This window comes from Oleidesulfovibrio alaskensis DSM 16109 (assembly GCF_000482745.1).
Classification (GTDB): domain Bacteria; phylum Desulfobacterota; class Desulfovibrionia; order Desulfovibrionales; family Desulfovibrionaceae; genus Oleidesulfovibrio; species Oleidesulfovibrio alaskensis.
In genome coordinates this window covers 1-16,900 of the sequence record NZ_AXWQ01000021.1, presented here as the reverse complement: position 1 = coordinate 16,900, position 16,900 = coordinate 1, and the positions used below count along the sequence as shown (strand labels likewise).

Genomic DNA, 16,900 nt, shown 5'->3' with positions numbered 1-16,900 from the left:
AACTGATAAATCCGACTGTGGCCGACTTTAAAAATCAGTTCCAAGCCGGTTATGCCGATTAGCTTCTTCGCCGTGTTCATCAATTCCCACGGCTCAAGCGCATGGAATTTCGTACTCATTTTACTCTCGCTCGTGGCGCACTGGTGGCGCATACTAACTACAGGTCAAAATCAGGCCGCTTTGTCGGAATCCGCCGCAAACAAGTCCGGACGCAGGTCTTTCAAAGGAATGCCAAGGCGCAGGTGGTAGCGAAGGGCCGCTTCGCCGGAAATGGCAAGCTCTCCCCGGCAATGCTTGAGGACCGTTGCGCGGGTACCCGCTACATGAAAGACACGCGTCAATTGTACACGTTGCCCCCGGAGTCACGCCCCGCAGCCGTTGCCTGAAGACAGCTACAGGCTGTCCCTGTCCGCACCGGTACAGACGGAACCGGCACCGGCGGCACCGGCACAGCCGCCGGTTTGCTGCGCAGCATTACCGCCGCAGCGCGCTGTTCCGCTGCAAAAAACATCCGGCCTCTTGTTACCGCGACGGGTTTAGGGCACATTGCGCGGGCGGCATGCAGATGCCGCTATTTTTGTTACCTCATCACATGCCAAGGAGACTCAGCATGTCCGATATGCCTAAAGGCACCATTCTGCAGCGCGACAAGGAAACCTACGCCATACGTGTTACCCCGCCTTCGGGTGTGGTTACGCCGCAGGAACTGGAAGCCGTGGCCGCCGTGGCCCGCAAATATGACGTACCCATGCTTAAAATAACCTCCGGCCAGCGTTTTGCGCTCATCGGCCTGAAGGAAAAAGACCTGCACGCTGCCTGCAGCGAATTGCCCTTCCGCGTGGCTGGGCATTACGTTCAGGCCTGCCCCGGCAACCAGTGGTGCCAGCTCGCACGGCAGAACGCTCTGGAAATGGCTGGCGTCATTGAAGAAAAATTCCGCACCTTCGACGGCCCTGCCAAAATCAAAATGGGCGTTTCCGGCTGCGGTACCTGCTGTGCCGAAAGCTATGTGCGCGACATCGGACTTGTGGGCACATCCAAAGGCTGGAATATTCTGGTGGGCGGTAACTCCGGCGGCAGGGCGCGTATAGCCGACGTGCTTGCCAAAGACCTTCCGGACGATGAAGCCGTCGGCCTGCTGGAACGCTTTCTGGAATATTACAAAACCAACGGTAAAACAAAGCAGCGGGTGGCCCGCTTTGTCGAGGCGCGCGGCATAGAATCGATCCGCGAAGCGCTGCTGTAGCAGATACCCGCTGTGTACAGCGCACAGGCTGCGGCCATGCACCCGTGCCGTCAGTGCCGCAAGTAATAAAACGCGGCTGCACTACCCATGCAGCCGCGTTTTTGTTCTTCGCACGGCAGAATGCGTTACCGCCGGTTTCCGCCTGTTCTCTCCGCCGTCCGGATCATTCCGGTGCGGCTTCCTTCATACCGCCCGCCGCGCTCAGCTCTTCAAGCGTAAACAGCGAGTTCACATCCAGTACGGTAACGTACACATCTTCCACACGCGCCATACCGGCAATATACCGGCTGTCCACGGCAGTGCCGATGGACGGAGGCGGCGTCATGGCCTGCTGGTCAAGTTCAAGCACTTCCTGCACGGAATCAGCCAGCACCCCGAGCGAAAGAACCTCATCAGCGGCTCTTACCTCCGCAATGATGACGCAGGTATTGGTATCCAGCACTGTACGGCTCATGCCCAGCTTCAGGCGCAGATCCACCACCGGCACAGCCATGCCCCGCACGTTGATCACCCCGCGCAGAAATTCGGGCACACGGGGGACAGGTGTTATCCGTTTGTCGTCCAGTATCTCGCGCACAGTATCCACACCCAGCGCATAGGCATCGCTGCCCAGCCGGAACGACAGATATTGATTGGTCTCATTCATGGCCGGCTCCGGTCAGGCAGTTAGAAACGCTCAAAATCCTCGTCCGAAGGATCGTTTTCAATATTCAGCTGAATTCCGCCGGAATTTTTCTTTTCCGGTGCCTTGTCACGCATGCCCCGGTCGTCGGAAGGCAACGCGCGCGAAGCAGGCAGAGCGGCTCCGCGATGGCTTTTGCCCGCACGCACTGTGGCCATGCGGGGAGAAGACCCGTGACCGCTTGTATCAACGCGGAAGAAGCCCATGGTGCTCATCAGCTGCTCGGCCTGACTGGACAGTTCTTCAGACGTGGAAGCCATTTCTTCGGCTGCCGCGGCATTCTGCTGCACAACCTGGTCAAGCTGCTGCACGCCCTTGTTGATCTGCTCCGCACCTGCGTTCTGTTCGCTGGTGGCGGCGGCTATTTCCTGTACAAGGCTGGCAGTGTTCTGAATGTCGGGCACAATCTGACGCAGCATTTCACCCGCGCGTTCAGCTATTTCCACACTGCTGGACGACAGCTCGCTGATTTCTCCTGCCGCGGCGCCGCTTCGTTCGGCCAGTTTGCGCACTTCTGCCGCCACTACGGCAAAGCCCTTGCCGTGCTCTCCGGCACGGGCCGCCTCGATGGCTGCGTTAAGCGCCAGCAGATTGGTCTGTCTGGCTATTTCTTCAATGATGGATATTTTTTCGGCTATCTGTTTCATGGCGGTCACGGTCTGTTCCACCGCCTGTCCGCCGCTCTGTGCATCCTTTGCCGCCCGCAGGGCAATTTCCTCTGTCTGCTTGGCATTACTGGCGCTCTGCCTGATGTTGGAGGCCATTTCTTCCACGCTGGCCGAAATTTCCTCGACACTGGCGGCCTGCTCCGTGGCACCCTGTGATGTGGCCTGAGCAGAGGCGGAAAGTTCCTCACTGCCGGAAGCCACATTTTCAGACGCACTCTGCACCTCGGCTACAATGCCCCGCAGCTTGGTGACCATGTCGTTAAGCGCGGCGGCCAGCTGGCCGATTTCATCACGCTGGTCTATATCCAGCAGTTTTGTAAAATCGCCCTGTGCCATGGAATTGGCAAAGCCGACTCCCTTGACAATGGGGCCGGTGATGGCACGGGTAAGAAAGACCGAAACCAGAATGCCCAGCAGCAGGGCAATGCCCAGACCGGACACCATCACGGTGGAAGCCGTATTCATATTGGACATGGCCACATCGGCGATATTCTGCGTCTGCTCCATACCGGCCCGTGCTATTTCGTTGCACAAAACCAGAAACTCGTCCGACAGACGCCCCCTGTCCACGGTGGCTTCCCGCAGTTTCTGCCAGTTTGCCAGCAGATTCTGTATGGACGCGGCGTACTGCTGTCCCGCTGTTTCAATGGCCGCCAGCTGACGGAGATTATCCTGACTGCGGCTTGTCCGCTTCAGGTCGCGCAGCGGCTCGTCTATTCTGCCGACGGACTTGGCTGCATCTTCAAGAAGACTGAGCTCCCGCAGAGCCTGAGCCCTGAAATTGAGAATACGGGCATTATTTCCCATATCGACAACATCATTGGCCCATTTAAGTTTGAGACTGCGCTCCACAAGGCTTGCTGCCGGCAGTCCCTGACGTATTTCCTGCTCTATTTTCTGCTGCTGCGAATCAATATACGCGGTGCAATTGGTGATGAAAAGCGCGGCTGCCTGATCCATAACCGCCCTGCTCGATGCAATTTCACCGATAAGGTTTTCCGTATCCTGTGCCCGCCGTTCGTACTGGTTCAGCACGCCTTCGGCTTTTTCAACACTTTGCGCCAGCATTACAAGATCAGGATACTTCTGCGCATGCTCCTTGGCCTGATTCAAAAACTTTCTGGCTTCTGCCAGTTCCTTCAGCGCATTCTGGCGGTAGCTCTGCTGTTCACTCAGCGCGTAGCCCAGCATCATCCGCATGGCTGTGGCTGCGCTGTTCTGCAGACTGTTCGCCATGCGCACTTCCGGCACGTATTCATATGCCAGCCGCTCTGAATCTGCCGCGGTTCTGGTCATATTAAAAACGGCAAGACCGCCGAGCGTACAGGCTATCAGAATCAACAACCCGAAACCGATACCTATTTTCATGGCCAGCTTTAGATTTTTCATGCGAACCCCTCATGTTCTCCTGCAAATGTTACCGGACACACCGGCACACGCCGCCGCGCATGGCCCGTGACGCACTCTTTGTGCTACTCAGTATGCGTTAAGAAAACAGCATGCCCAATTATATAGACAGAAAACCGCATGCGCGGCCCTTATAATAATGCGGACACAGACAGGCAGACACCGGCGGCTGTTTTTTCCGGCGGCACCCGATATTGTGCTTTTTTGCACAATCAGGCTGCGGCTTTTCAATTTTGCCCGTATGGCGTATTTTACCTGATTGACCGGCATCAGGTACGGCAGGTTCTCAACCGTTGCGGAGGGACGAATGGCAGAAGACAAGACCGTTTTCAGCGTCTGCGGCATGTGCAGTGTGCGCTGCCCCATCATGGTGGAGACTCGCGGCGGCAACGCCGCATGGATACAGGGTAACCCTTATTCAGCACTCAAAGGGGCGCTCTGTGCCCGCGGGGCTGCTGGCATGGCGCTGGAATACGATTCCGAGCGTCCGGTCACGCCCCTTATCAGAACAGGGGAACGGGGCGAAGGAAAGTGGCGTGAAGCCACATGGGACGAGGCACTGGACTATGTGGCCGCCAGACTGAAAAACATCATGGCGGAACACGGTGGCAGAAGCGTTCTGTGGAGCGACCGCGGCGGTCCCTTTGCCGACCTGCATCAGGCGTTTGTGCGCGGACTCGGCTCGCCCAATTACTGTAACCACGACGCCTCGTGCGCCCGCAACGTGCAGCACGCCGCCCAGTCCGTCATGGGCATGGGGCGCAAGCAGGTTGCCTACGACCTGCGTAACGCACGCCACATTGTGCTGCAGACCCGCAATATTCTCGAAGCCATCAACGTGGCCGAATGCAACGGTGTCATGGACGCGCTGGACAACGGCTGCAAGCTGAGCGTCATCGATATACGCGCCTCTGTCAGCGCCAGCAAAGCCGACAACTTTTTCATGGTGCGTCCGGGCACCGACTACGCCTTCAATCTGGCTGTGATCAATCAGCTGATCACCCGCGGGCTGTACGACAAGGAGTACGTGGCCCGCCATTTTCATGACTTTGACGAACTGGCGGCGTTCACCGCGCCCTGTACGGCAGCATGGGCGCAGGAACAGACAGGTGTACCCGCGGAACGCATCGAGGCGCTGGCCGCGCAGCTGGCAGAAGCAGCCCCTTCGGTCATCTGGCACCCCGGCTGGATGGTGGCCCGCTACGATGATTCATTCTATGTATGCCGCACGGCCTACATCATCAACGCGCTGCTCGGCTCCATAGGTGCCAGGGGCGGTCTGCCGCTGGTCAACACGCCCAAAGACGTGGGCCGCAAAGGACTGAACAAGCTGGCGGCACTGATGCCGAAACCCGAAGAAAAACGCGCCGACGGCGTAGGCTGGCGGCACCCGCAGTTCGATACGGGCCCGGGGCTGGTCAATCTGGCGTACGACGCCATCGCCACAGCCGACCCCTATGCGGTCAAAGCCTACATATGCTACCGCCACGACCCGCTTATGGCCATGCCCGACCCCGAAGCGCTCAAGCGCAAATGGGAAGGGCTTGACCTGCTTGTCAGTGTCACCTTCAGCTGGTCGGACACGGCATGGCACTCCGATGTGGTGCTGCCCCTTTCGCCCTACCTTTCACGCGAAAGCATCATAGCGGGCAAGGCCGGACTCAAGCCGCAGTTTTTTGTGCGCAAACGGGCCATGCAGCCCACTGCAGACACCCGTGCAGACTGGGAAATTCTGTGCGGGCTGGCATCGCGCCTTACCGACGTGTGCCCCGCCATGAAGCATCTGGCGTTCACCCGTATAGAAGACATCTGGGACTATCAGCTGCGCGACACGGGGGTAAGCATAGGCGATTTTGACGCCAAAGGATTTGTCGAACTGGCCGATACCCCCCTGTACCGCACGCCCGAATCCTTTCCCACCGCCAGCGGCAAACTGGAGATGGTAAGCGCCAAATGGGCAAAAGCCGACATTCATACCCTGAAACCCTACACAGCTCCGGCTGCGCCTCCGCAGGGGGCCTTCCGCATAGCCTTCGGCAGAGTGGGAGTGCACACGCAGGGGCACACCGTAAACAACCCGCTGCTGCATGAGCAGATGCCCGAAAATGTGGCATGGATACACACTTCACGTGCGGAACGACTGGGCATATGCACCGGAGACATGATAGAAGTGGCGCCTGCCGGCGCTCCCCGCAATCCCGCCGGACGCATGAAGGCCTTTGTGACAGACTGCGTGCACCCCGAAGCACTGTTCATGGTGCACGGCTTCGGCCACAGGCTGCCTGTGGAATCGCGCGCCCGGGGATGCGGCGTGGCCGACCACGAACTGATGCCCGGCGGACTGGAGCGCTACGATACATCCGGCGGCGGTCTTTCACTTCAGGAGCACTTCGTGGTTATCAGCAAGGCAGAGCAGGACGGGGGAGCAGCATGAGCAGATACAGACTGAAACTGAACAAAAAACGTTGCATCCACTGCAAGGCATGTGAAGTGCATTGCAAAGCGAAAAACAACACTCCGGCAGGCATCAAGCTGGGCGTGCACACATCTTCCGAACCGGTGATGGTGGACGGCGTACCCCGCATGAAAGCTGCCTATCAGTGCTGCTACCACTGCGAAACGCCCGAATGCGTGGACGTATGCCCCACCGGCGCCATGATACGGCGCGAATCTGACGGTATAGTATATGTTGATCAGGAAACTTGCATCGGATGCGAAGCCTGCATCGATGCCTGCCCATGGCATATTCCCGTCTTCAACGCCGCCACAGCCACTGTACTCAAATGCGACTTCTGCATGGACCGCGTTGACGAGGGCAAGCTGCCCGCCTGTGTCACCGCCTGCACCACGCACGCACTGAGCTTCACCCGCAAATAGCCGGCAAGGGGTACTGCGCGGGCGCCCTGCCCGCGCAGTACCCCTTGCCATACCAGCCGTCTGCCCTTTGCCCGCCTTCTCTTTTCCGCACTGTTACTGGCGGTACAGGACAAAATCCTGTCCTTTTTCCGCAGACATTCTTTCCGCACCACATCGCTGCAACGCACGCATGCAGCGCCGCACAATACTGTAGCAAAGCCGTAAAATACAACGTGCTCTTGACGCAAACCGATACAGGGAGTAATCCCCTTGAGATTGTTTGACTAACCAAACAAAACACCACGCAAGGAGAGCGGGTAACCCGCCGTTATTGATTCACTTCAACTTTCCGGAAAGGAAGACCATGGAAGCAGTACAACTTTTCGCGGCATTCGCGCCGATTCTCTGGCTCATCTTTTCTCTCGTCATTTTAAAGCTGCCTGCTTACAAGACCTGCAGCGCCACGCTGGTGCTCACTCTGGCGCTGGCAATTTTCGGATGGTGGGAGATGCCGGTCACCGACGCGCTGGCTGCGGCTCTGGAGGGGGCTGCGCTGGCACTGTGGCCCATCATGATTGTCATCATTGCAGCAGTGTTCACGTACAATCTTGCCCGTAAAACAGGCAGCATGGATATCATCACCCGCATGCTGTCCGGCATAACCACCGACAAACGTCTGCTGGTGCTTATTGTGGCATGGGGATTCGGGGGATTTCTGGAAGGTGTGGCAGGATACGGCACGGCGGTTGCCATTCCGGCCAGCATTCTGGCAGCCATGGGCTTTCAGCCCATGTTCGCGGCCATTATCTGTCTGGTGGCCAACACCGTACCCACGGCGTTCGGCGCCATCGGCATTCCCATCATCACCATGGCCGGTGTCACGGGGCTGCCTGTCGAAACCATCAGCTACTACACCGCACTGCAGCTGTCCGTCTTCATCATTCTCATTACATTTCTGCTGGTCATCCTCACCGCCGGTTTCAAGGGACTGCGCGGGGTAGTAGGCGCCACGTTTGTATCGGGTGTGGCTTTTGCCCTGCCCCAGCTGTATACGGCCAAATACATGGGTGCCGAGCTGCCCTGCCTCATCGGCAGCATATGCAGCATGCTGGCCACCATAATCTGGGCGCGTATTTTCCACCGCGACACCGCAGCACCCGAAACAGAACCACTGCCTGCCAGCGTGAAAATAAAGGCATGGCTGCCCTACATGCTGGTATTCGGCTTCATCATTCTGTGCAGCAACCTGTTCCCGCTTATCAAAGACACGCTGGGACTGGTAAAGACCACCGTCACCATTTACGGCGACAATGAATTCACCTTTAAATGGCTGGCCACACCCGGCACGCTCATCATTCTGGCCACATACATCGGCGGCCGCATTCAGGGTGAAAGTCTGCGCTCCATCACAGGCGTGCTCGCTTCCACGGCAGGCAAACTCACTTACTCCGCCGTCACCGTGGTCAGCATCGTGGCGCTGGCAAAGGTCATGGCCTACAGCGGCATGATCAACACCATAGCCGTGGCCGTGGCAGACACCACAGCATCATACTTCCCGCTCATTTCGCCCCTGCTGGGCGCGCTGGGCACCTTTGTGACCGGCAGCGACACTTCGTCCAACGTACTTTTCGGCCAGCTGCAGATGGAAGTGGCAGGCCGCATCAGCATTGATCAGGCATGGATAGTCGCCGCATCGGCAGCCGGTGCCACCGCGGGCAAGATGATTTCGCCCCAGTCCATTGCCGTGGCCACCGCTGCCACCGGCCTTGTAGGCTCGGAAGGACGCATAATGAACCGCACTCTGGCCGTATGCGCGGCCTATGTCCTGATTCTGGGCACACTGGTGTACGCCACCATTCCGTACATCAAGTACTTTGCCGTGTAGCACAGGCAGACAAACCGCCCCGCGGGGCTGCATATAAAAAAAGCGGGAAGGCTGACAGCCTTCCCGCTTTACTATTGTCCGCAGTGCCGCAGTTACGGGCAGCAGGGAACCTTGACCGCATCGGGCGGGGCAGCAGGGCGGGCAAAAAGAAAGCCCTGCACATAATCGGCACCGTGGGCCGCCAGCCAGCGCCACTCGCCTTCGGTCTCCACACCCTCTGCAATGGTCTTTATGCCCAGCCCGCGGGCCATGGCAAGCAGGTTGCCGGTTATGACGGCTTTATACTCTTCACGGTGCACATCATGCACAAGCCCCATGTCCAGCTTTACATAGTCAGGCTTCAGCCGCGCCAGCAGGTTAAGCGACGAAAAACCTGCCCCCAGATCGTCAAGGGCCACTTTAAATCCATGGTCGCGGTAATAGCGCAGAATATTAAGCAGGTGGTTGACGTCCTGCACTTCATCGCTTTCCACAACCTCAAAAACCACCATGTCCGGCTGCAGTCCCGCCTTGCTGATGGCATTCATGGTTGTCTGCAGGCAGTAGACAGGGTTGTATATGGTTGCGGGATTGAAGTTGATGAAAAGCGGTCTGTCCAGCCCGTATCTGCCCATGCCGTCTATGGCTGCCAGCCGGCACGCTCTGTCCAGATTAAAAAGCAGATCCGCGGACTTGGCCACCCCGAACATTCTGGCAGGACCTATAATCGCGCCGTCTTCATCTATGCCGCGCGCCAGACACTCGTAAGCATGCACATCTGCAGGAGATGCGGCGTTCACAATGGGCTGGAAATGCGTCTCCAGACGGCCGTTGTCGAGCATATCTATGAGCCATTCACCCTGCAGCCGCGCCACTATCGTTTCGAGCGGACGCATGCGCGCCACATGCCGTACGGTCAGTTCTTCACCGTGCGCCAGCAGCAGGCTGCGGGTGTCCTTCTGCTCAAGAGACCCGATATGTTCCAGATACTCTTCGCAAAAAACCTCCAACGACATTCTGTCAAACGGAATGGCGAAAATGTCCTGATACACCTCTGTGTAGGGCATTGCCTTCTGCTGCAGATAGCGGCGCAGCGCTTCGCACGACGGAATAATGGGCGGGCAAATATACAGTACGCCGGAGTCGGGTATGCGTTCCGGAGTTCCTTCACAGCGGGGACACCGGCCATGAACCGGTGCAGAAAACAGCTGATTCATCCTGCAGGCAACCTCGCTTGATCAAAAGACATGCACACCTTTCAGACACCGGACAACCCGCAGGCATACAGGCGCGTCAGACGCGCCGTGCCGCACTTTGCAGGCTGCCGCGGGCCACAAAAAGAAGCGCCAGCAAAAAAGCATTCACAAGTGGGGCGGTACGGGTGATGAAGGCGAGCGCAAATGCCCCCAGCGAACAGAGCAGCATGTATCTGTCCCACGGTTCCCACGTTCCGCGTTCCAGATGCAGCAATGCCGCAGGTCGGGTAAGATAGGTGACGCCGGCGGTAAGCAGAATCATGATAAAAAAACCGGCGCCGCGCAGGTCGCCCAAAAGGCCGGGCAGACCGGGGGTGCCGCAGTAAAGGCCCAGTCCGGCAAGGGCAATGGCCAGATTGACCCCCAGCAGTATTCTGTCCAGCAGCACGCGCCGCCACAGCAGCACACCGGTGCACAGCAGGGCCGCAACAGCTCCGGCGGCATACGGAATCATCCAGCCGTCAGGCCCGCTGCTGCCCTCCCACCGCCATGCCAGCGCAAAAACCTGTACAGGCAGCAGTTCCAGCAAAATTCTGAGCCATTTGTCCATCCGACTTTTCTCCTGTATCCCCGCACAAAAATCATCAGGCCGCACAGCCTGCGCACCGCGCAGAACACGGAGCGCAGCGGTCCGCCGCGACGGGCCAAGTAAACAGTATTGTCGCCCTTTCCGTCAAGAAAAGGCTGACAGAATAACCGTCTAGCCCGCACCGAGCAACGCCCTGCGGCTCAGTTCATCCATAAGGGGAAAATCAGGAGCGTCATCCGCCCCGGCGGGCTGCCCCGAAACAGGCAAGGCCACCAGAAAGACGGAGCCTTCGTAAGGTGTCGAGTGCACCTCTATCCTGCCGCCGTGGTTACGCGTGATGATGAAATACGACACCGAAAGCCCCAGACCGGTACCTCTGCCTGCCGGCTTGGTGGTGAAAAAAGGCTCGAACACTCTTCTGCGCACCTCGCCGGACATGCCCGGCCCGTTGTCCCGTATGGCGACCAGCAGCCAGCGGCCGGAACGGCGCGCGCAGATGACAAGGGTGGGCACCCTGCCTGCCACGGGGTGTTCACTCATGGCTTCGGCACCATTACGGATGATATTGAAAAAAACCTGTTCAATCTCTGTGCGCACACATGGTACGGCGGGCAGGTCCGCTTCAATATCCTTTACTATGCGTATATTCCTGAAGTCATATTTTTTGCTCAGGTCGTAGTCGCTGGCCCCCAGCATCAGCACCTTTTCCAGCAGCACGGCAATGTCGCAGGTGCTGCGTCCGGCATCGTTGCGTCTGGTGAAATCCAGCATGTTGCGTACTATCTCGGCCGCACGCAGTCCTGCCTCGCGGATATGCTCGAGCGAGCGCATAATGCTGCGCCGCTCCATGTACGTCTGCACATTTTCCAGATTCACCCCGCAGGCTGCTGCTTCGCGTGCGTTGGCTTCCAGTGACGGGTCAAGGCGGCGCTGCATGTTCTGCACACTCTGCAGCACAATACCCAGAGGGTTATTTATCTCGTGCGCCATACCTGCTGCCAGTCCGCCCACAGACATCATTTTTTCCGTTTCAACCAGCAGTTCCTGTGTACGCACCCGCTCCGATATGTCCTGCACATTCACCACTCTGTAAGTAACGCCGCCCGAACTGCCGCGTACGACGGAAATATCAACCCACGCCGGAAAACTGCTGCCGTCCTTACGCAGGTGCACGCTTTCCTGTTCTGCGCGGCCGTCTGCCAGCGCACGCGCACGCTGGCTTTTCAGTGCGGCCCATTCCCGCTGCGGATACAGCTCCAGCACCGACATGCCCTGCATCTCTTCCACGGTATACCCGTGCATCTCGGCATATCTGGGGTTCACAAGAGTCAGCCTGTCATCATCGCCCACCCCCAGCGCTATGCCCCACCCCGCATGGCGGAACACCACACCCCACAGGCGCAGTTCCTCTTCACTGTCGCGCAGACGGCGCCTGCTCGTATGCAGCATGAGTATGACCAGTGCCTGCAGCAGCACCACCAGCACAGCGATGATAATGCCCCAGCGGTTACGCTCCCATACCGTACTGCTGCGATACCGTATTTCACTGCCTTCAGGCAGGCGCGACAGCCGCACGCCGAATTTTTCCAGCTGTCTGAAATCAAAAATATATCTGTTAGCCGCATCACCGCGCACCACCGGCACCACGGCAGCGGATTCGCCCCGCATCACCCGCAGCCCCAGCATGCCGGCTAACCGTCCCTGTTCGTGATGGCTGACCACACGCCCCCCCAGCACGCCCTCTCCTATGCCGTGCTCCCACAGATGCAGCAGCGGAACACGCAGGTGGGCAGCTATAAAATCCAACGATGACTCAAATGTTCTGCGTTCGCCGGCGGCATCGACATACGCCGACAGCAGCAGTGCAGCGCTGGTCGACGGCACCTTTTCCAGTGCCGCGCCAAAGGCATCCCAGCTCATATCCTGCAGAGAAATCACCGAAAAGCTGAGTTCCGGAAAGTCCCGTTCCGCAGCCAGAACGGTTTTCAGGTCACCCTGTCCGCTGGGAGTGCCGTCCACCAGCACAGCAACGCCGGTCATCTGAGGAAAAAGCTGCCGCACCAGCGCAAGGGTCTGCGTCACGGATACAGATTCCACCACGCCGGTAAACAGTTCATCCTGCCGCAGCGAGACAGCCAGCCCCACATTGTTGATGCCCATAAAAATGCACGGAGTAAGGGGGAAAAGCTCTCTGCCGTGCTCAAGCATGAACTGCAGCGCGTTATCATCGGCACAGAACACGATATCATACGGCGGCAGTACCGCCAGCTTGCGCTTCAGCATGTCTTTGAACAGGGGCGAAACCTTTTCGGGAGCAAACCGCTTGGAATCCATAAATTCCACATCCAGCAGCACTCCGGCGGCATCAAGCTGAGAACGCAGGCCCGCTATCTGGTCAAAAAAAGTCGGGAATCCCGGGTGATAAGATGAAACAAGCAGCGCCCGTGCCGGAGCGCCCCCCACGGCAGCGGCCGCAACGGCAGGAGCAGCCACGGCACCGGCCGCGTACAGAGCAATCAGCCAGACGGCGCACACGGCCCGCACGCAAACGGTCCGGAGCCTGCATGCATGGCCCTGCATGCCGCACGAAAAGCACTTCCGGCGGCTGCGGACGGGGTATCTGTCGGCGCTGTACATCGGAACCTCCGGTACGTTATGGCCAGTATATCCGTCCGGCAGGCCGGCTGTTATTATTATCCGCACCGGCACGCAAAGTCACATACCACCTCTGACCATGCAGACATACGGGGCGCGGCGTGCTACGCTGGCAGTAACATAAGACACAACAGCTGCCCCTTTCACCATGCGGTGCGCAGCGTATCCAAGGAGACGTATATGGAATTTTTTCTCGATACCGCCGATCTGGACGAAATACGTCTGGCCGGAAAGCAGGGACTTATTGACGGAGTAACCACCAACCCCACTCTGCTTTCACGGCAGGGCGGCGACTGGAAAAAACGCATGCAGCAGATCTGCGACGAGGTCGACGGCCCTGTCAGTCTGGAGGTAATCAGTCCGGATGCTGAAGGCATGCTGCGCGAAGCGGAAGAACTGGTGCGTTACGGCGATAATGTGGTCATCAAGGTGCCCATGACCGCCGAAGGCCTTATCGCCACCCGCACTCTGACCGGCAAAGGCATAAAAACCAATGTGACGCTGGTTTTTTCGGCCATGCAGGCACTTCTGGCCGCCAAAGCCGGAGCAACCTATGTCAGCCCTTTTCTGGGCAGGCTGGACGGCATAGGGCATGAAGGTATGGAGATTGTCAGCCAGATACGCACCATTTTTGACAACTACGGCTACGAAACAAAAATACTGGCCGCCAGCATACGCCACGCCCAGCACGTGCTGGACAGCGCGCTGGTGGGGGCGGATGTGGTCACAGTGCCCTACACGGTGCTCAGACAGCTTATGCATCACCCGCTCACAGATTCCGGCCTTGATGCATTTCTTGCCGACTGGAACAAGCTTACGCAGTCGTAGTCTGACAGTGCGATATTAAAAAAGCCCCCGCACGGCGTATGCTGCCGTGCGGGGGAGACATACGGCACTTGCGGACATCAGGCCCCGAGCACCACAACGTTGTTTTTTCCATGCCGTTTGGCCTGCCGCAGGGCATTGTCCGCCACTTCTGCATAGCCCATGGCCATATCGGAAGGCGCGGTAAAATGCGCCACACCTATGCTGACGGTGCACCGGATGGTGCGTCCCTGAAATGTGAACGGCATCTCGCCCACCTGTGCGCACAGCCTCTCCGCCACAGAACGGGCGGCATCCGCGCTGGCATCGGGCAGAAACAGCATAAGCTCCTCGCCGCCGTACCGCCCCGCAGTATCCTGTTTGCGGGCGGTCTGACGCAAGATATGGCTGACTCCCAGCAGCACCTCATCACCGAAAAGATGCCCGTGCCTGCTGTTGATCTCCTTGAAGTCATCAATATCTATCATCAGCAGCGCCCCCTGCGCGCCGACCTGACGCATCATAAGAATACGCTGATCCACCACACGGAAAAAAGACACTCTGTTAAGCAGTCCTGTCAGGCTGTCATGCTCCGCCAGACGCTTCAGTTTCATATTTCTGCTCAGAATTCCCAACGAATACCGGGCATAGATTGCCACAGCCTGCCGCCCGGCAAGCAGAAAAGGCACTCCCAGCAGCATGAAGCCGAGCGACGCCAGCAAAGCGAACTGCTGCCGCTGGCGGATTTCCTCGTGCACCTCTTGCAGCTGGATATCGGCACAGGCAAGGTACCGCCGTCCCGAAGGAGATGTCATAGGCACCGCAACAGAGCGGAAGCGGCCCCATTCGTCGGCATACGAAACATACTGCGCCGTGTTGGTCTGCAGGGCTTTCATAAACGCCGGAGGCGGATTTTCGTACGGGTAGAAAAACCACGAACGGCGTTCCTGCGCTTCTTCCACTGTCACAGTGGGCGACGAAAAACAGAACCCGTCGCGGAACTGGACAAGCGTGTAGACGTATATCATCCCTGCTTCCGCGGCATACCTGTTAAAGCGCTCGCGGTTCTTCAGCTCTTCATCAATCCCCACAGAACCTGGGGCTATAGCCCGGTCATGAAAATCTGAGGCAAGCATGCCCGGCAACGCCACGGCCGCCACCCGCAGACGGGCATCAAGGTCGGCAAGAGCTTCTTTTTCCGCTTCGGCACCGGCCCAATAAACAAAAAGAAGCACAAATCCGGCATACAATATTACGGGCAGCCAGAAGATGCGTATGAACGACGGCGGAGGCGGCTGCTCAACAGGCAGCCCTGCCAGCCCTTCGTGCTCTTGTACAAGGTCTTGATTATTGTCAGTCACAGTTTACATTCCCCAAGGGTAACCGCGGTATCTGACCGGCAGCATGTCAGACAATACATCAGCAGCATGCCGGGCGCACACAAAGCCGCATCAGGGTGCCGCGGTACCGAACCGGCCATACGGGCCCTGAAACACATAGATAACCCGCGGTGCGCAAAGGCGGCGCATATATGCACCACCGCATCGCAGGCAAAAAACCGTACTGCAGATTTTACACAACGCAAGGCCGAAATGCCATCATAAAAGCTGTCTATGCTTGTATAAAAAACGGCGCCCCCATCATGCGACCCCGCACCTGCACTTGCATGCGGCAGCACTCTGAGGCATAGCGGAACCGGTAGCAACGCTGCGCCGCGCCTGCACAGCCACACAGTAAAGACAGCACACCGGCAGAAAAACAACGGAGCAACAGCCATGAAAGCCGCACAACACACTCTTTTTTTATTATCCCTGATACTGACAGCCGTGCTGGCTGCCGGCTGCGCGCATAATCCTGACAGAGCAGATCAGCAAACGGTAAAAGTCAGCGGACAGGTGGACGTAAGCACGGAATACAGAGACAACTGAACCGCAGGGCGTAATGCCCCGCGGTTCAGGATCAGCTTTTCCGGCTGCTGCCGCCTGCCATAACCGGCCGGGCAGGCGTATGCCGCAATGCCTGTGCACGGGCTCCCCGTATCACCGCCGGTGTCTTCGCCGGTATCTTCTGCCGGCAAAAAAGCCCGTCACAGCCACGCACGCAGGCAGGTCAGCAGTCTGCCGCAGTCTGCCCTTCATCCGGTACAGATGCCAGCGCGGCCTCCTGCTGCCGCTGCCATTCGTAGGCTGCGGCTATATGCGCTTCAGCAGCCGTGCGCACCCTGTCAAACAGCGCGCTATCCAACATCACCCAGTTGCCCGCGCTGGCCTTCCAGTGCACGGTGCAGTCCGGTGCCGCCGCAAAGCGTGCGGCCATTTCCGCATAGGCCAGCCGTGCGGCGTAATCGCTGTCCCACAGCACGCCGTCCAGCATAAAGCCGCTGTCTCTGCGGCGGTTCTTTTCGGCGCTTACAGCCTGCAGCAGGGCGGCCCGGGACAGTACCCACCTGCCGGAATCCGCAGCCACATACCCGTCGGCAGGGCGCGGCCCCTCCATAAGAACAAGTTCCGGATGCTTTGCCGCCTGCAGCGGATTCATAATGTGCTGCAGACTTTCGCCCGCCTTGGCATATACCGGCATATCAATACCCCCTGTGTACAATTGCGCGGATTCGCGCGGGTCCGGGCACACCCGCGCTGAAATCACCGCCGATGGAAGCAGGCTGCGAGGCAAGGCCCGCACCGCCCGTAAACACCCGCACCCCGTCATCGCGCACCGATGCCGAAACACCGATACCGGCAGAGGTGAAAATCCATCCGGCCTTTCCCCAGAAGCCTTCGGCATGCAGCTGCGGCTCCGCCGTCATGCCGCAGGCATACGGGAACGGCAGGTTTTCAATAACTGCGGAGTTTTTCGCCACAGGTTCCCCCGCATTCACAGGTATGACGGTTACGGCTCCGGCCCCGTAACTATGCACCGCACGTATAACGCCG

14 protein-coding genes are annotated in these 16,900 nt (G+C 58.5%); 6 read left to right on the top strand and 8 right to left on the bottom strand.

Annotated features, from left to right (window positions below):
- Positions 1 to 610 precede the first annotated feature (610 nt).
- The gene (locus H586_RS0111620; protein ID WP_011367112.1) at positions 611 to 1,246 is read left to right on the top strand and encodes a nitrite/sulfite reductase domain-containing protein; all 636 of its coding nucleotides are present in this window, start codon (positions 611 to 613) and stop codon (positions 1,244 to 1,246) included.
- Positions 1,247 to 1,409: 163 nt separating this feature from the next.
- Here the strand turns inward: H586_RS0111620 and H586_RS0111615 are convergent, their stop codons facing one another.
- Together H586_RS0111615 and H586_RS0111610 are read right to left on the bottom strand one after the other, a co-directional pair.
- Positions 1,410 to 1,892, bottom strand: coding sequence for a chemotaxis protein CheW (locus H586_RS0111615; protein WP_011367111.1), 483 nt, complete (start codon positions 1,890 to 1,892; stop codon positions 1,410 to 1,412).
- Between the two features lie 20 nt (positions 1,893 to 1,912).
- A complete protein-coding gene (locus H586_RS0111610; protein ID WP_011367110.1) occupies positions 1,913 to 3,985 on the bottom strand; it encodes a HAMP domain-containing methyl-accepting chemotaxis protein in 2,073 nt (690 codons plus the stop codon).
- A gap of 325 nt (positions 3,986 to 4,310) precedes the next feature.
- On the opposite strand from H586_RS0111610, the gene H586_RS0111600 reads away from it, so the two are divergent.
- The 3 genes from H586_RS0111600 to H586_RS0111590 all read left to right on the top strand — a co-directional run bounded on the left by H586_RS0111600 (position 4,311) and on the right by H586_RS0111590 (position 8,744).
- Entirely contained in the window at positions 4,311 to 6,437 is a 2,127-nt protein-coding gene (locus tag H586_RS0111600; RefSeq protein ID WP_027182119.1) for a molybdopterin-dependent oxidoreductase, read from the top strand.
- On the top strand, positions 6,434 to 6,880 hold the full coding sequence (locus tag H586_RS0111595; RefSeq protein ID WP_011367108.1) for a 4Fe-4S dicluster domain-containing protein: 447 nt from the start codon (positions 6,434 to 6,436) through the stop codon (positions 6,878 to 6,880). The genes H586_RS0111600 and H586_RS0111595 overlap by 4 nt, the downstream gene beginning before the upstream one ends.
- Positions 6,881 to 7,223: 343 nt before the next feature.
- Positions 7,224 to 8,744 carry an L-lactate permease gene (locus tag H586_RS0111590; RefSeq protein ID WP_011367107.1) on the top strand — a complete coding sequence of 507 codons (1,521 nt, stop codon included), beginning with the start codon at positions 7,224 to 7,226 and terminating at the stop codon, positions 8,742 to 8,744.
- A 92-nt stretch (positions 8,745 to 8,836) separates the two neighbouring features.
- Here the strand turns inward: H586_RS0111590 and H586_RS0111585 are convergent, their stop codons facing one another.
- From H586_RS0111585 to H586_RS20180, 3 genes are all read right to left on the bottom strand, one after another.
- The gene (locus H586_RS0111585) at positions 8,837 to 9,940 is read right to left on the bottom strand and encodes an EAL domain-containing protein (protein WP_027182118.1); all 1,104 of its coding nucleotides are present in this window, start codon (positions 9,938 to 9,940) and stop codon (positions 8,837 to 8,839) included.
- Positions 9,941 to 10,016: 76 nt separating this feature from the next.
- Positions 10,017 to 10,529 carry a hypothetical protein gene (locus H586_RS0111580; RefSeq protein WP_011367105.1) on the bottom strand — a complete coding sequence of 171 codons (513 nt, stop codon included), beginning with the start codon at positions 10,527 to 10,529 and terminating at the stop codon, positions 10,017 to 10,019.
- Positions 10,530 to 10,679: 150 nt separating this feature from the next.
- The gene (locus H586_RS20180) at positions 10,680 to 13,052 is read right to left on the bottom strand and encodes an ATP-binding protein (protein ID WP_162147972.1); all 2,373 of its coding nucleotides are present in this window, start codon (positions 13,050 to 13,052) and stop codon (positions 10,680 to 10,682) included.
- A 291-nt stretch (positions 13,053 to 13,343) separates the two neighbouring features.
- Between H586_RS20180 and fsa the strand changes: the two genes are divergently transcribed.
- Positions 13,344 to 13,991 carry a fructose-6-phosphate aldolase gene (fsa, locus tag H586_RS0111570; protein WP_027182116.1) on the top strand — a complete coding sequence of 216 codons (648 nt, stop codon included), beginning with the start codon at positions 13,344 to 13,346 and terminating at the stop codon, positions 13,989 to 13,991.
- A gap of 77 nt (positions 13,992 to 14,068) precedes the next feature.
- Here the strand turns inward: fsa and H586_RS20175 are convergent, their stop codons facing one another.
- Positions 14,069 to 15,328, bottom strand: a complete 1,260-nt coding sequence (locus H586_RS20175) for a GGDEF domain-containing protein (RefSeq protein ID WP_051364001.1) — start codon at positions 15,326 to 15,328, stop codon at positions 14,069 to 14,071.
- 414 nt (positions 15,329 to 15,742) lie between these two features.
- Between H586_RS20175 and H586_RS20825 the strand changes: the two genes are divergently transcribed.
- Positions 15,743 to 15,895 (top strand): hypothetical protein, encoded by a 153-nt coding sequence (locus tag H586_RS20825; protein ID WP_011367101.1) that lies wholly within the window; start codon positions 15,743 to 15,745, stop codon positions 15,893 to 15,895.
- Positions 15,896 to 16,076: 181 nt separating this feature from the next.
- Here H586_RS20825 and H586_RS0111550 read toward each other — a convergent pair whose 3' ends face one another.
- Together H586_RS0111550 and H586_RS20820 are read right to left on the bottom strand one after the other, a co-directional pair.
- Positions 16,077 to 16,547, bottom strand: coding sequence for a DUF4376 domain-containing protein (locus tag H586_RS0111550; protein WP_027182115.1), 471 nt, complete (start codon positions 16,545 to 16,547; stop codon positions 16,077 to 16,079).
- 1 nt (position 16,548) lies between these two features.
- Positions 16,549 to 16,900 (bottom strand): hypothetical protein (locus H586_RS20820; RefSeq protein ID WP_034619240.1); only part of this gene is annotated, 352 nt, incomplete at its 5' end.

Bases quoted from the DNA above. Each gene is read 5' to 3' on its own strand.
- H586_RS0111620 (WP_011367112.1), top strand. From the start codon at position 611: ATGTCCGATATGCCTAAAGGCACCATTCTGCAGCGCGACAAGGAAACC.
- H586_RS0111615 (WP_011367111.1), bottom strand. From the start codon at position 1,892: ATGAATGAGACCAATCAATATCTGTCGTTCCGGCTGGGCAGCGATGCC.
- H586_RS0111610 (WP_011367110.1), bottom strand. From the start codon at position 3,985: ATGAAAAATCTAAAGCTGGCCATGAAAATAGGTATCGGTTTCGGGTTG.
- H586_RS0111600 (WP_027182119.1), top strand. From the start codon at position 4,311: ATGGCAGAAGACAAGACCGTTTTCAGCGTCTGCGGCATGTGCAGTGTG.
- H586_RS0111595 (WP_011367108.1), top strand. From the start codon at position 6,434: ATGAGCAGATACAGACTGAAACTGAACAAAAAACGTTGCATCCACTGC.
- H586_RS0111590 (WP_011367107.1), top strand. From the start codon at position 7,224: ATGGAAGCAGTACAACTTTTCGCGGCATTCGCGCCGATTCTCTGGCTC.
- H586_RS0111585 (WP_027182118.1), bottom strand. From the start codon at position 9,940: ATGAATCAGCTGTTTTCTGCACCGGTTCATGGCCGGTGTCCCCGCTGT.
- H586_RS0111580 (WP_011367105.1), bottom strand. From the start codon at position 10,529: ATGGACAAATGGCTCAGAATTTTGCTGGAACTGCTGCCTGTACAGGTT.
- fsa (WP_027182116.1), top strand. From the start codon at position 13,344: ATGGAATTTTTTCTCGATACCGCCGATCTGGACGAAATACGTCTGGCC.
- H586_RS20825 (WP_011367101.1), top strand. From the start codon at position 15,743: ATGAAAGCCGCACAACACACTCTTTTTTTATTATCCCTGATACTGACA.
- H586_RS0111550 (WP_027182115.1), bottom strand. From the start codon at position 16,547: ATGCCGGTATATGCCAAGGCGGGCGAAAGTCTGCAGCACATTATGAAT.